The sequence below is a fragment of the Mycetocola saprophilus genome (assembly GCF_000718085.1).
In the GTDB taxonomy this organism is placed as follows: Bacteria; Actinomycetota; Actinomycetes; order Actinomycetales; family Microbacteriaceae; genus Mycetocola; species Mycetocola saprophilus.
Genome location: NZ_JOEC01000002.1, coordinates 564471 through 579515 on the forward strand (window position 1 = coordinate 564471; position 15045 = coordinate 579515).

11 protein-coding genes are annotated in these 15045 nt (G+C 65.1%); 9 read left to right on the top strand and 2 right to left on the bottom strand.

The genetic code is table 11. The features are described 5' to 3' along the window. Positions 1–488: 488 nt before the first annotated feature. Entirely contained in the window at positions 489–962 is a 474-nt protein-coding gene (locus tag IE92_RS18305; protein WP_156027476.1) for a hypothetical protein, read from the bottom strand. A 592-nt stretch (positions 963–1554) separates the two neighbouring features. Then, the gene (locus tag IE92_RS0108475; RefSeq protein WP_030148068.1) at positions 1555–3237 is read right to left on the bottom strand and encodes a glycoside hydrolase family 13 protein; all 1683 of its coding nucleotides are present in this window, start codon (positions 3235–3237) and stop codon (positions 1555–1557) included. A gap of 192 nt (positions 3238–3429) precedes the next feature. On the opposite strand from IE92_RS0108475, the gene IE92_RS0108480 reads away from it, so the two are divergent. From IE92_RS0108480 to IE92_RS0108520, 9 genes are all read left to right on the top strand, one after another. Then, entirely contained in the window at positions 3430–4659 is a 1230-nt protein-coding gene (locus IE92_RS0108480; protein ID WP_030148069.1) for a sugar ABC transporter substrate-binding protein, read from the top strand. Between the two features lie 34 nt (positions 4660–4693). After that, on the top strand, positions 4694–6298 hold the full coding sequence (locus IE92_RS0108485) for an ABC transporter permease subunit (RefSeq protein ID WP_030148070.1): 1605 nt from the start codon (positions 4694–4696) through the stop codon (positions 6296–6298). Then, positions 6298–7212 carry a sugar ABC transporter permease gene (locus IE92_RS0108490; protein ID WP_030148071.1) on the top strand — a complete coding sequence of 305 codons (915 nt, stop codon included), beginning with the start codon at positions 6298–6300 and terminating at the stop codon, positions 7210–7212. The genes IE92_RS0108485 and IE92_RS0108490 overlap by 1 nt, the downstream gene beginning before the upstream one ends. A gap of 106 nt (positions 7213–7318) precedes the next feature. Beyond that, positions 7319–8353, top strand: coding sequence for a LacI family DNA-binding transcriptional regulator (locus IE92_RS0108495; protein WP_030148072.1), 1035 nt, complete (start codon positions 7319–7321; stop codon positions 8351–8353). Positions 8354–8485: 132 nt separating this feature from the next. Further along, positions 8486–9403, top strand: a complete 918-nt coding sequence (locus IE92_RS0108500; RefSeq protein WP_052367288.1) for an SURF1 family cytochrome oxidase biogenesis protein — start codon at positions 8486–8488, stop codon at positions 9401–9403. 24 nt (positions 9404–9427) lie between these two features. Next, complete coding sequence (locus IE92_RS0108505; protein WP_030148074.1) at positions 9428–9883, top strand: DUF3817 domain-containing protein; 456 nt, start codon at positions 9428–9430, stop codon at positions 9881–9883. After that, on the top strand, positions 9879–11459 hold the full coding sequence (guaA, locus tag IE92_RS0108510; protein WP_030148075.1) for a glutamine-hydrolyzing GMP synthase: 1581 nt from the start codon (positions 9879–9881) through the stop codon (positions 11457–11459). Before IE92_RS0108505 ends, guaA begins: the two co-directional genes overlap by 5 nt. A gap of 254 nt (positions 11460–11713) precedes the next feature. Then, positions 11714–13555: a ParB-like protein gene (locus tag IE92_RS18550; protein WP_081863939.1), complete on the top strand. Its 1842-nt coding sequence runs from the start codon at positions 11714–11716 to the stop codon at positions 13553–13555. A 208-nt stretch (positions 13556–13763) separates the two neighbouring features. Next, positions 13764–15044, top strand: a complete 1281-nt coding sequence (locus IE92_RS0108520) for an extracellular solute-binding protein (protein ID WP_245601247.1) — start codon at positions 13764–13766, stop codon at positions 15042–15044. Position 15045 lies beyond the last annotated feature (1 nt).

Here is a 15045-nt window from a genome sequence, read left to right on the forward strand (position 1 = left end):
GAGACTGCTTATCACTTTTGTGACGGGCGGTGGTGTCTTCGCACCATGAGTTGAGTAATTACTGCGGTGAGAAGGAGGATTCCCAGGCCCGTAAGGATTATTGACTGGCCGGTATGGATTGTATTTGGATCCCGAGTAAAGACCAGAACCAGACCGGTAAGAACCGCTGCGCCGCCGAGTAAGCTCCCGCTGACTGAAAAAAGTCGAGTTCTCACGAGTGACCTTTCAAATAGGTGTCGAATGTGTGCGGTGGATTTGCGATCAGATCAACTTATGGCCCCGTGCAGTAGGGGGTTCCCGTCCAGAGCACCCGGAGAACAACGCCATTACCGTCACTCGCACACACCCCGATTGCACCGGCACCGATGGCAAGAACTCCAGCAACAACGGTCCCTGCTATGCCCCCGGCGCCCGTCTCGGATGACAACGCGCCGGCGATTACAGCAGCACCGGCTCCGGAATTCATGAGCCCAATAATGACGCCGGTATTACATGAATCGAGCTGAAACCAGGGCCCCCCAAATAGCAACGCCATTGCCGTTTTTCCCCTTACAAGAACCGCAAAGTGATGCGTACGGTTCTGCACCGGTGCGTTTGCTCAGATCATTCAGGCTGCCGATAGTGAGCCCGCGAGAATAGTCGCTGATGATGCGGTCTGAGATACCCGCTTTTTTCGCGCTTTCCAGATCCAGCGTCACTTTCCCGGCAGTTACCGTAACCGCTGCTCGTTCGAGGTTTTCGGTTTCTTGCAGGTCCTGGGAAAACTGCGATGAAATGGATGTGATCGATGGTTCTGTGGGTAACGGCTGGGCACCGGGAATTGGTGCTGACGAACTTTGGGTATCTTGTGCCGTGGCCGCCGTGGCCGCCGTGGCCGCCGTGGCCGCCGTGGTCGGGAGCACCAAGCTGAGTGAAAGCGCTGCCGCAATGCTTAGTGCCGTGAGACGATTTTGGTTCTTCATTATTCCCCCTTGAATAGTTGATCTCGGAGGTAACATATTTTCGATTTCTGTGTTTCTGCTTATGGTCCGGAACGATGACCCGTGGCAGCCGCTTTGTGTGGAAACGGCATCGACGGTAACGCAGCATGAGCGCCGTTATCGATACCGAACGTAAGCTTGACAGCCTTCGAGATGGGCGTAGCGTGGCCCTCAGTTCGACGATGAACTCAACGAGATCTCGGGGGAGATTATGAAATCAAAACTGAAGTTATTCGCGCTGGGGGTTGGCGAGACACCCGGGCTTCCGTGGGCATCATCGACGATGAAAGTCATGCCGATTACCCTCATTGGCTCGGGGATAGCGTTCCTCTTGACCATGTGCGGGGTGGGGCTTTACCTGATTGATAGGGATGAACTTTGGGCAGCATCCCAACTTGCATTCGGTCTCGGGTATTCGATAGCACTGCTCACGGCCGCATTTGCGATCTATTGGGGGCGAAAGATGAAACGCCCGACGCGTCCGTGACCTCGGCTCTGTCGACGGCACGCTCCGAGCGTACAAAGGCGGCGGCACCGGATCATCGATCCGGGGCCGCCGCCTTATACGCGGGTGTTACGCCTGCAGCCAGATGGTCGCGTCACCGGGCAGGGTGTTCCCGGCAATGGTGGTGCTGGCCAGCAGCACGGGCAGCTCCGTCAGCTCGGCCGGAATCTCCCAGCCGGTGGTGGCGGTGTTGCCGAGCACGATGACGTCTCCGTTGCGGAAACCGATCATGGTTTCGGGCAGGTTCTCGATCCAGGTGACCGAGCCCAGGCCCAGGTCCAGGCGCTTACGCAGTTCCAGGGCGGTGGTGTACAGGGTCAGGGTCGAGCCCGCCACGCCCTGCTGGGCGGCGCGGGAGTAGTCGTCCCAGTCTTCGGGCTGGGGCAGCCAGGATTCGCCGGTGGTGTTGAACCCGTAGGCGGTGGTGCCGGGCTCCCAGGGCAGCGGGACGCGGCAGCCGTCACGGCCGTAACGCTCACCGTTGGTGCGGAACCAGGTGGGGTCCTGACGGGCCTCATCGGGCAGGTTGATGACCTCGGGCAGACCGAGCTCCTCACCCTGGTACATGTAGGCACCACCGGGCAGCGCGAGCATGAACGCGCTGGCGGCGCGGGCGCGCTGCAGGCCGACCTCACGCATCGGCTGGCCGGGGCTCTTGGGACCGATGCCGTGACCCTGCGGGTTCTCGGCGGTCAGCGCCAGACGCGAGGCGTGACGCACCACGTCGTGGTTCGAGAGCACCCAGGTCGCCGGGGCGCCCACGGCACCGAAGGCTTCCAGTGACTCGTCGATCACGGGGCGCAGGGCCTGGGCGTCCCAGGCGGTCTCCAGGTAGGGGAAGTTGAACGCCTGGTGCATTTCGTCCGGGCGCACCCACTTGGCCATCTTGCTCAGCGGGTTGATCCACGCCTCGGCCGCCAGCACGCGGTCGCCCTCGTACTCGGCGAGTACCTTGTGCCAGTCGCGGTAGATCTCGTGCACGCCCTCCTGGCCCCAGTAGGGAACCTCGAAGTCATCGCCACCCATCGATCCACCGCCGGGGTTCGGGGTGTAATCGGGCAGACCCTCGGCCTTGATCATGCCGTGGGCCACGTCCACGCGGAAGCCGTCGACGCCGCGGTCCAGCCAGAACCGCAGCACGCCGCGGAACATCTCGCGCACCTCGGGGTTGGTCCAGTCGAAGTCGGGCTGGGTTGAGTCAAACAGGTGCAGGAACCACTCGCCGGGGGTGCCGTCGGGGTTGGTGGTGCGGGTCCAGGCGGGGCCGCCGAATACGGATTCCCAGTTGTTCGGGGGCAGTTCGCCGTTTTCACCCTTGCCGTCGCGGAAGAGGTAGCGGCCGCGCTCGGGGGAGCCGGGGGCCGCGGCCAGGGCCTCGATGAACCACTCGTGGGTGTCCGAGGAGTGGTTGGGGACGAGGTCCACGATGACCTTGATGCCGCGCTGATGGGCGCTGGCAAGCATCGCGTCAAAGTCGTCGAGGGTGCCAAACAGCGGGTCCACTGACTTGTAGTCGGTCACGTCATAGCCGGCGTCCTTCTGCGGGCTGCGCATGAACGGGGAGAGCCAGACGGCGTCGACGCCGAGGTTCTCCAGGGCGTCCATCCGGGAGGCGATTCCGGCGAGGTCGCCGACGCCGTCGCCGTTCGCATCGGCGAAGGAGCGCGGGTAGATCTGGTAAATAACGGCGCTGCGCCACCACTCGGGAGCGGTGGTGTCGCCTGCGGCAGAGAAGGCGGTGGGCTGAGTCATGCCGTTACTCTAGGACACTTCGACAGAATATGGAAACGCTTGCTGAAACGAACCGCGGGTGTGTCGCGGACTTTACATATCGCCGGGAATGACGGCCTTTGCGTGGCGACGGGATCTGGGATATACATGTAAACGCTTGCATTATTTGTGGTGAAGCGCGGTAGCTCCACGCATCGAACGAAAGGTACACCAATGAAGGTGACTAAGAAGCGCGTCCTCCTTACCGGGGCCGCCCTGACCGCCCTGGCCCTCGGGCTGAGTGGATGCTCGGCCTCCACCGAGTCCAAGGACGCGGGCTCCTCCAAGAGCACGCTGACCGTGTGGGTGGATGCCGACCGCGCCCCGGTCCTCAAGGAGGCCGCCGCCGAATTCGAGAAGAGCTCGGGCGTGCACGTCAAGCTCGTGCAGAAGGACTTCGGGTCGATCCTCGACCAGTTCATCGCCCAGGTTCCTAGCGGCAAGGGCCCCGACATCACCATCGGTGCTCACGACTGGATCGGCAACTTCGTTCAGAACGGTGTGATCCAGCCCGTGGAGCTCGGCGACAAGGCCGCCGGCTTCGAGAAGATCGCCACCGACGCGATCACCTACCAGGGCAAGACCTATGCGGTGCCCTACTCGATCGAGAACATCGCGCTGCTGCGTAACACCGCCCTGGCGCCCACCGCGCCGACCACCTACGACGAGATGGTTGCGATGGGCAAGGCCGCCGGAAGCGCCAACCCGTTCCTCGTGCAGCTCGGCCCGCAGGCCGACCCGTACCACCTGTACCCGTTCCAGAGCTCGTTCGACAACCCGGTCTTCGGTCGCAACGCCGACGGTTCCTACAACGCCGACGATCTGACCATCGGCAACGAGGGTGGAACCAAGTACGCCAACTGGCTGGCCGAGCAGGGCAAGGCCGGAAACCTGAACATCTCGATCACCGCCGATATCGCCAAGGAGAAGTTCAACTCCGGCCAGTCGCCGTTCATGATCACCGGACCGTGGAACGTGCCGGACGCCGAGAAGGCCGGCATCAAGCTGGCCGTGGATCCGATCCCCTCCGCCGGTGGCGCTCCCGCGCAGCCGTTCGTGGGTGTGCAGGGCTTCTTCATCTCCTCCAAGACCGCCAACCCGCTGGCGGCCAACGAGTTCCTGACCAACTACCTGGCCACCCAGAAGGTCCAGACCGCGCTGTTTGAAAAGGGTGGACGTGCCCCGGCGCTGAAGGCCTCCTTCGACGCCGCCTCCTCGAACCCGATCGTCAAGGCGTTTGGTGACGTGGGCCGCAACGGTGTCCCGATGCCCTCGGTACCCGCCATGGGCAAGGTTTGGCAGTTCTGGGGCGTGACCGAGGCCGCCATCATCTCCGGCGAGGGCGACCCGTCCGCGCTGTGGACCAAGATGACCGCGGATATCGCCGCCGCAATCAAGGGTTAGTCCGGGATCCACCGGGCCGAGAAACAGGAAAACAATGAGTTCACGTACCCCCTCACCCCAGACCCGAGCGCGCCGCTCGCGCGGTGCCGCGCGGCTGGCCAACATGGCCGGGGGATCGCTCGGGGCGATTCTGGTAAAGATCGTCCTTCTCGGCCTGGTGGATGCCCTCGGCATCTTCGCGCTGTTCATGCTGGCCACCCAGCACAACTGGATCGTGTTTGCGATCGTTGCGGCGGCGCTGATCGCCATCAACTACATCTACTTCTCCAAGCGCACGCTGGCGATGAAGTACCTCACCCCCGGCCTGATCTTCCTCCTGGTGTTCCAGGTGTTTGTGATCGGCTACACCGGCTACATCTCCTTCACCAACTACGGTTCGGGCCACAACTCGACCAAGGAGGACGCGGTCACCGCGCTGATGCAGTCGGCTCAGGAGCGGGTGCCGGATTCGGCCACCTATGAGCTGACCGTGCTGCGCGACGGCGGGGACTTCGGTTTCCTGGTCACCGACCCGAAGGGCGAGGTGTCCTACGGCACCGCCGAGCACCCGCTCGAGCGGGTGACCAACGCCACCATGACCGGCGACAAGGCCACCGGCCTGCCCGGCAAGGAGGCGCTGAACTTCGCCGAGATCGTGGACAACCAGAAGGCCATCGTGGACCTGCAGGTTCCGGTCTCCAGCGATCCGAATAAGGGCGCGCTGCGCACCCCGGATGGATCCAGCGCCTTCCTCTACCTCTCCAGCCTGCGCTATGACGCGCACGCCGATACGATGACCGATACCAAGACCGGCACCGTCTACTCGGACACCGGGGTGGGGGCCTTCGCCGATTCGGCGGGCAAGCAGCTCAAGCCCGGCTGGTCGATCGGGGTGGGCATTGACAACTATGTGAAGGCCGTGACCGACGAGGGGATTCGCGGTCCACTGATCGGCGTGACCCTCTGGACCTTCGCGTTCGCGCTGCTCTCGGTGCTCACCACCTTCGCGCTGGGCCTGTTCCTGGCCATCGTCTTCAATGACATGCGGATGAAGGGGCGCGCGTTCTACCGCGTGCTGATCATCCTGCCCTATGCGTTCCCCTCGTTCCTGGGCGCGCTGGTGTGGGCGGGGCTCCTCAACCGCGACTTCGGATTCATCAACCTGGAACTCTTCGGCGGGGCCCATATCCCCTGGCTCACGGATGCGTTCCTGGGCAAGGTCAGCATCCTGTTTGTGAACCTCTGGCTGGGCTTCCCCTATATGTTCCTGGTGTGTATGGGCGCGCTGCAATCCATCCCCGATGACGTGCAGGAAGCCGCCAAGATGGACGGTGCCAACCCGTTCCAGATCTTCAAGAAGATCAAGCTTCCGCTGCTGCTGGTCTCGGTGGCCCCGCTGCTGATCTCCTCGTTTGCGTTCAACTTCAACAACTTCAACCTGGTGTACATGCTCACCGGGGGAGGCCCGCGTGATGCGTCCGCGTCGATCAACGTGGGTGGCACCGACATCCTGATCTCGATGGTCTATAAGGTCGCGTTTGTCGGAGCCGACCGTGACTACGGTCTGGCCAGCGCCTTCTCGATCCTGATCTTTATCGTGGTCGCGATCATCGCGATCGTGAGCTTCCGTCAAACCAAGGCCCTGGAGGAGCTGAACTAATGAGCGCACCCACCCTCACCCCGTCCACTCCCTCCACGCGGGCCCGGGACCGCCGCGGTTTCAAGGCGCGGCGCTGGTTCCTGGCCACCGGCTGGCGGCACCTGGTCGGCTGGATCATGATCGTGTTCTCGGTCTTCCCGCTGCTGTACGTACTCTCCGCCTCACTCAACCCCGGCGGTACCCTGCTGAGCTCCAACGGTCTGTTCTCGACCATCGGATTCGACAGCTACACCAAGCTGTTCAACTCGCCCCAGCAGCCCTATGCCGCCTGGTTTGGAAACACGCTGTTTATCGGCCTGATCACCGCCGCCGGCACCGTGTTCCTCGGGGCCCTGGCCGCCTACTGCTTCAGCCGGATGCGCTTTGCCGGCCGCCGCGTGGGCCTGCTGACCCTGCTGGTGGTGCAGATCTTCCCGCAGCTGCTCGCCGTGGTCGCGATCTTCCTGCTGCTCACCGGGATCGGCGATATCTTCCCGGCCCTGGGCCTCGACAACCAGGTCGCGCTGATCATGGTCTACCTCGGTGGCGCGCTCGGGGTGAACACCTACCTGATGTACGGGTTCTTCAACACCGTTCCGGCGGCGATCGATGAGGCAGCCAAGCTGGACGGCGCGAGCCATGCCCGCATCTTCTTCACCATCATCCTGCGCCTGGTTGCCCCGATTCTCGCGGTGGTGGGTCTGCTGGCGTTCATCGCCACGACCAACGACTTCGTGATCGCCAGCGTTGTGCTGGTGACCCCGGAGAAGCAGACCCTCGCGGTGGGTCTGTACCAGTTTGTCTCGCAGGAGTTCTCCTCGAACTGGAGCGTGTTCGCCGCCGGTGCCGTGCTCGCGGCCCTCCCGGTGATGGCGCTGTTCCTCTTCCTGCAGAAGTACATCGTGGGCGGACTGACCGCCGGCGCGGTGAAGTAGGACACACCACCACACCATCCCGCGGCCTTTCGGCGCGCGCGAACAGGGGATCGCTACACTGGAACAACTTCATTTGAACACCCCGCCGCGCCTAGAAAGGACCGGGATGGTTGGTATTGACGAGGTCGCCGAGCGTGCTCGGGTGTCCACCGCCACCGTCTCACGTGCCCTGAGCGGACGTGGGTATGTGGCCGAGGGCACCCGCGCCCGGGTCCACGAGGCCGCGCGCGAGCTGGGCTACGTGGTTTCGGCCGGGGCCTCGGCCCTCGCCTCCGGACGCACCCGCAACGTCGGGGTCGTGGTGCCCTTCCTCAGTCACTGGTTCTTCTCGGCCGTGGTCGAGGGGGCGCAGTCGGCGCTTCAGGAGCACGGTTACGACCTCACCCTGTACAACCTCTCCGGGGGAGCGGATGCCCGCGCCCGGGTGTTTGACGATCTGCTGCTGCGCCAGCGGGTGGACGCGGTGCTGGCCATCGGTCTGGAACTCACCCCCGAGGAGGCCGGACGCCTGCACTCGCTGCGCAAGCCCGTGGTGGGCCTCGGTGGTCCGCTGCCGGGGGTGCCCGCGCTGGGAATCGACGATCGGGCGGCCGTGCGTTTGGCCACCGAGCACCTGATCGGCCTGGGGCATGAGCGCATCGGATATATCGGTGGTTCGGCGGACTTTGACCTCGACTTCCACCTGCCCACGATGCGTCAGCTCGGCTATCGAGACGCGCTGACCGAGGCGGGCATCGAGATCGATCCGAGGATCGAACGCGGTGCCGACTTCACCCTGCGCGGCGGAAACGACGCGGCCAAGCAGCTGCTCGGAGCACCCCGGAACCGGCCCACGGCCATCGTCGCGGCATCGGATGTGATGGCGATCGGCGCAATCCTCGCCGCCCGCGAGCTGGGACTGAACATCCCCTCTGATCTCTCGGTGACCGGACTCGACGGTATTCCCGATGGGGAATTCTTCGGGCTGACCACGGTCGCCCAGTATCCGGCCGAGCAGGGGCGTCACGTGGCGCAGCTGCTGATCGACCGCCTGGCCGGGCTGGTCGAGGATGAGGCCACCTCTTCCGCCGGTCCCGCGCTGGCCCGGGAACTCCCGGTCGAGCTGATCGTGCGTGAGTCCACCGCGCGTCCGCGCCCCTGAGCCCGATCCGATTTCCCGTTTCCGGCCGGGTAACCGAGAATTGAGGGAGTGCGCCGTTTCGATGCCTCCGGGCTCTCGAAGCACAGCGTGCGTGTCCCATCCGCGCAATCCGGAAGAAAGACCGCAGCTCCGATGACTTCCCCGCTTCAGGACCCGACCGAGAGTGCTGCTTCGGCACCCATTTCTTCGGCGGTGATGACGGAGGACGAGGCGCCCACCAAGCGCAAGAAGCTGCGCGATGTGATTCTGGCCCCGGGGGATCCCAAGCTCGGTCAGGTCATGCGTCGTCCGCGCTGGATCGGCGTGCTGATTCTGGCGCTGGCCATCGCCGCGGCCTTTGCCGCGCTGGGACAGTGGCAGCTTGCCCGCGCGGTGTCGGTGGATCCCAGCCAGGCCGGACCCACCGAGCACATGGTGCCGCTGACCCAGGTGATCGGCCCGTCCGAGCCGATCCACGACGTTCTCGTGGGCCAGCAGGTCTCGGTCTCGGGAGAGTTTGTCCCCGGCGACTATGTGGTTCTGGGTGGTCGTCTCAACGGCGACACCAAGGGCTACTGGGTCACCGGACACCTGGTAGTTGGCGGTCCGAAGCCCGCCTCCCTCGCGGTCGCACTGGGCTGGACCAAGTCCCGGGACGAGGCCAACACCGTCGCCGAGCGGCTCAACGCCGAGGCGGCGAGCCCGGTTGATCTGACCGGCCGTCTGGTGCCCAGCCAGGGTCCGCTCGTGCCCGACGCCAAGACCCCCGACGCGTTCCTGCTCACCGAGATGTCGGTGGCCTCGCTGATCAACGTCTGGGCCGGCCCCGCCGGAGACGTCTACCTGCCCTACTTCCTCTCCTTTGAGGCACCGGACGGGCTGACCAAGATCGACGCCCCCAAACCCGAGATCGAATTCGAGCTCAACTGGCTCAATATTTTCTACGCGATCGAGTGGGCGGTCTTCGCCGGATTCGCCGTGTTCCTCTGGTACCGCCTGACCCGCGACGCCTGGGAGAAGGAAGTGGATGAGGCCGCCGAAAAGCGTGGCGACCCCTCGCCTTTTGAGTAGCGAGCGGTGACGTAGACTAGAGTCATGCCTCTCCAGCCGCGCGAACGCGATCTTCCCAAGATTCCCGGAGCCCTCCGTTTCTACCAGATCACCTCGGTGATCACGGGTGTCCTGCTCCTGCTCCTGTGCGGCGAGGTGCTGCTCAAGGTGTACTACGGTCTCGAAATCGAGATGGGTGGAGCCTTCGGCTTCCTGGCCTTCGTGCCCGCCGGAACCGTGCTGGCGATCAATATTTCGCTGGGTCTGCTGATCGTGCACGGCTGGTTCTACGTGGTGTACCTGATCTCGATCTTCCGCATCTGGTCGCTCATGCGCTGGAACATCGGCTGGCTGCTGCTGATGGCCCTCGGTGGCGTGATTCCGTTCCTGTCCTTCTTCCTGGAGGTTCGGATCGTCCGCAAGGCCCGCACACAGATTTCCTCGCGCATCGGCGCGAATACCCCCAACGCTCACCAAGCAGAAGTGGAGCCTTCCCATTAGCGAGCAGTCCCTGGAGAACCGTCCGGTTCTCGTTGTAGATTTTGGTGCGCAGTATGCGCAGCTGATCGCCCGTCGGGTTCGGGAGGCCGGAGTCTACTCCGAGCTGGTCCCGCACTCGATCACCGCCGCAGAGGTGGCCGCCAAGAACCCGGCCGGTCTCGTTCTGTCCGGTGGCCCGTCCAGCGTGTACGAAGAGGGTGCGCCCGGGTTTGACCCGGCGATCTTCGAGCTGGGTGTGCCGACCTTCGGCATTTGCTACGGCTTCCAGGTCATGGCCACCGCCCTCGGCGGCGAGGTAGCAAAGACCGGTTCGCGCGAGTACGGTTCGACCGCCGTCGCGATCGAGGACGAGGGTGTGCTGCTGGGCGACCAGCCCGCCGCCCAGACCGTCTGGATGAGCCACGGTGACTCGGTCTCCCGGGCCCCCGAGGGCTTCGAGGTTCTCGCCTCGACCGAGGGCACCCCGGTTGCCGCCTTCGCCAACGATGAGCGCAAGCTCTACGGTGTGCAGTGGCACCCCGAGGTTAAGCACTCCGAGTACGGTCAGGACCTCCTGGTCAACTTCCTGCACAAGGCCGCCGGGATCCCCGGTGACTGGAACTCCGGCAACGTGATTGCCGAGCAGGTTGCCAAGATCCAGGCTCAGGTCGGTACCGGCAAGGTCATCTGTGGCCTCTCCGGTGGTGTCGACTCGGCCGTTGCCGCCGCGATCGTGCACAAGGCCGTCGGCGACCAGCTGGTCTGCGTGTTTGTGGACCACGGTCTGCTGCGCCAGGACGAGCGTCGCCAGGTTGAGGAAGACTACGTCAAGGCCACCGGTGTGCGCTTGGTCACCATCGACGCCGTCGAGCAGTTCGAGACCGCCCTCGCCGGCGTGACCGACCCCGAGACCAAGCGTAAGATCATCGGTCGCGAGTTCATCCGCACCTTCGAGAAGGCCCAGGCCGACCTGATCGCCGAGTCCCGCGAGCAGGATGGCGACCCCATCCGCTTCCTGGTGCAGGGCACCCTGTACCCGGACGTCGTGGAGTCCGGTGGCGGTACCGGTACCGCCAACATCAAGAGCCACCACAACGTGGGTGGTCTGCCCGAGGACCTGACCTTCGAGCTGGTCGAGCCGCTGCGCGCCCTGTTCAAGGACGAGGTGCGGGCGATCGGTCGCGAGCTGGGTCTGCCCGAGGTTATCGTGGGCCGTCAGCCCTTCCCCGGCCCCGGCCTGGGAATCCGCATCGTCGGTGAGGTGACCCGCGAGCGTCTGGATCTGCTGCGCAAGGCCGACGCCATCGTGCGTGCCGAGCTGACCGAGGCCGGCCTGGACCAGGAAATCTGGCAGTGCCCGGTAGTGCTGCTCGCCGATGTCCGCTCCGTGGGCGTCCAGGGCGATGGCCGCACCTACGGTCACCCGATCGTGCTGCGTCCGGTGAGCTCCGAGGACGCCATGACGGCCGACTGGACCCGCCTGCCCTACGACGTTCTGGCAAAGATCTCCAACCGCATCACCAACGAGGTTGAGGGTGTTAACCGCGTTGTTCTCGACGTCACCAGCAAGCCGCCGGGGACCATCGAGTGGGAGTAATCCCCACCTAAAAATCCGCCGGTCCCGTTTCGGGGCCGGCGGATTTTTGTTGCCCGAACGGGGCGGCCAGACAGGGAGTGCCAGGAGGTGCGGGTACACGCCCACGCGTGCGAGCCCGAGGCTGCTCGGATCATCGGTGCAGGTTCGTGTTTGCCTGCCGGTAACCTCGTGGTCACTCCCGGGCCACCCCGGCCCGGGAGGATCGAGTGCGCGTCCGTGTGGATGCGTCCTCACCTCCCCCTCGAAGGAAACCCGTGCAGCCACTTACCCGAGCGCGCATCCGGCCGCGCCTGCTCACCGCCACCGGTATCGCCGCGGCACTGATCGCCGCTCCGCTCGCCCTCCCCACGATGGCCAACGCCGAACCAGCCCCGGTGCTCACCTCCCCGTCCGACCTGCTGGCCGCCAAGACCGGCGACCTGGTGGACCTCCGCATTGGTGACATCCGTCCCACCCAGCCCTCGGTCGGATTCGACGAGGTCTACTACAAGGTGGGGCGCTACACGATGGGCAAGGATGCCCTGAACAAGGGCCTCGGCGACTGGTGTGAAGCCAACGGTCAGGGGGACGTCGCCTCGGCGCAGCCCGGTGCCACCATCGATAACGCCGCATCCTTCACCTGCACCATCCCGCTCGGTCAGGAAACCGCCGACAGCCTGGCCGCGATGAAAACCGTGGTCATCGGACCCGGCGGTCTGCCCTACCTCACCGATGGTCACCACACCCTGACCTCGTTTGCCGAGACCCCCGGCGCGGGTCTGAACACCCCGCTGCGTCTGCGCGTGATGGGGAACCTCTCGAACCTGAGCGAGACCGATTTTTGGACTCAGATGCAGGCAAACGGCTGGACCTGGCTCAAGGATGTCAGCGGCAAGGCGATCACCCCGCAGCAGCTGCCCAAGAGCGTCGGCCTGAAGAACTTCCAGGACGATCCGGCCCGCAGCCTGCTCTACTTCACCCGCGACATCGGCTACACCGCCGGCACGATCCCGTTCCAGGAGTTCATCTGGGGTGACTGGCTGCGCACCAGCGGCGTAGACCTCAGCGGATGGAACCCCACCAGCGCCGAGAGTACCCTGGCGATCGTCAAGACCATCAGTGAGGCCCAGGTTGCCGCCGGGCAGGACACCGTGATCGCCGGTGGATACACCGGCAAGCAGCTCGGTACCCTGAAGAAGTGGAACGACGGCAAGGCCGTGGACAAGGGCGAGTTTGCCAAGCTGTCCAAGCCGTTCTCGGATGACAAGCCGGGCAAGATCGCCTACGCGATGGCCTATAAGGCGACCCTGCCGGTGCTCACGGCCCCGGCCACCCCCGCGGCTCCCTCGGTTACCACATCGGGCACCACCGCGACCATTTCGTGGCAGGCCCCGGCCGACGGCGGCAGCCCGATCACCGGGTACCGAGTACAGCTGAGCGGCGATGACCAGCCCGCCCGCGCCCCGATCGAGGTGGCCGGAACCCAGCTGAGCGTGACCGTTCCGAACCTGATTCCGGGCACCTACACGGCCACCGTGACCGCGGTAAACGCAATCGGTGCCTCGGTGACCTCCCCGGTTTCGGCCGCGGTTACCATCGCCCAGCCGGCCAACCCCGGCGATGTCCACGGCACACTGGCGATCTCGGGCGAGCTGCGTCCGGGATCCACCGTGAAGGTCTCCGGCACCGGCTTCGCCCCGAATGTCGAGGGTTTTGCCCTGGAGCTGCACTCGGCCCCGGTGCGCCTGGCGACCGTGACCACGGATGCCAACGGTGCCTTCGCCGAGTCGGTGACCATCCCCGCGGATGCCCCGGCCGGCGCCCACCGCATCGTGGTGCTGTGGAACGGTGCCGAGGTTTCGGGATCGGATGTCACGGTCCAGCCCGCGGTTGACGCCACCCCGACCCCGGACCCCGGCACCACCGCCCCCGCTACCCAGACCCCGGGTTCGTCGGCCACCGCGCAGCCGGGTGCCACCCATCCGGCGGCGAACGCCGGGTCGTCCCTGCCGCAGACCGGTGCGGGTGACCTGCCCACCGCGACGCTGCTGATCGCCCTGCTGCTCGGCACCGGCGCACTGGCCGCGGGCATCGCCCGCAAGCGCGCCGCCCAGTAACACCCACGCAAGAAGAATCCGCCGGTCCCGCCTCGGGGCCGGCGGATTCTGCGTGTGCGGGGTTCGCCACGGGGGTGTTTTGTTTTCACGCCGTCTTGCGCCGCGTCATTAATGCGCATAAACTCCCCACATGCGCCGCAATTAATGCGCATAAATTATCGCTCGCCGACGCCCTCTCCGCGTCGGCGTTACCCCCTGGAGGACAATGATGTACCGAAGGAAACTGGCTGTCACGGCGGCCCTCGTCACCACCACGGCACTGCTGCTCACGGGCTGCGGACGCTCCGACGGCCCCGCCACGGGCGACGCCGCCGCCGGCCCGAAGGCGGGCGACGGCAAGGCAAGCGGCACCGTGGTCATGTGGGCCCAGGGCGCCTCGGGCGAGGCCCTGCCCGAACTCGTCAAGGGATTCGAAAAGGAGAACCCCGATGTCAAGGTGCAGGTGACCGGCATCCCCTGGAGCTCGGCCCACCAGAAGTATCAGTCCGCCATCGCCGCGGGCACGGTGCCCGATGTCGCGCAGATGGGGACCACCTATATGGCGGACTTCGCCGACGCGTTTGAAAATCCTGCCGAGGATATCAAGACCGATGGCATCTTCGAGGCCGCCCGCAATGCCGCCGTGGTCGGGGGCCGAGCGGCCGGGGTGCCCTGGTACGTGGACACCCGGGTGATCTTCTACCGCACCGACCTCGCCGCCCAGGCCGGCATCACCCAGGCACCCAAGACCTGGGCCGACTTCACCGCGCTGGCTCGGGCCTATCAGGAGCAGGCCGGTGCCGAATGGGGTGTACGCCTGCCCACCGGTGGCACCGACTCGTTCCAGGCGTTCCTGCCGTTTGCCTGGTCCAGCGGGGCCGAGCTGATGAATAAGGACCAGACCGAATGGACCCTGGACACCCCGGAAATGGTCTCGGCGCTGACCGAATACCAAAAGGTCTTTACCGATAAGGTGGCCAATCCCAACGCCTCAACCGAGGCCGGAGCAGCCGAGTCGAACTTCGTCAGCGGCAACACCCCGATGCTGATCGGCCCGCCGCAGGAAATTGGTCTGCTGAACAAGGCCGGTGGCGAGGGCTTTGATGCCAAGTACGCGGTGGCCCGAATCCCCGAGGTCAAATCCTCGACCTCGTTTGCCGGGGGATCCAGCGTGGTGGTCTTCAAGAAGGCCAAGAACCCCGAGGCCGCGCGTCTGCTGGTGAAGTGGTTGACCGAGAAGTCCACCCAGACCGAGTTCTATAAGCTCACCGGTAACCTGCCCGCGGTCGAGGACGCCTGGAACGATGCCAGCCTCACCGCCGACACCAAGCTGTCGGTCTTCCGCGACCAGCTGGGCGATGCCAAATCCCCGCCCACCAACACCGCCTGGGTGCAGGTTTCTGCCGGTGCCGACACGGTGTTTGAGCGCGTGGTCAAGGGCGCGATGACCCCGGCCGAGGCCGCCAAGGAGCTGCAGAGCCAGGCCGCCGGAATCGGCATCGGGAAGTAAC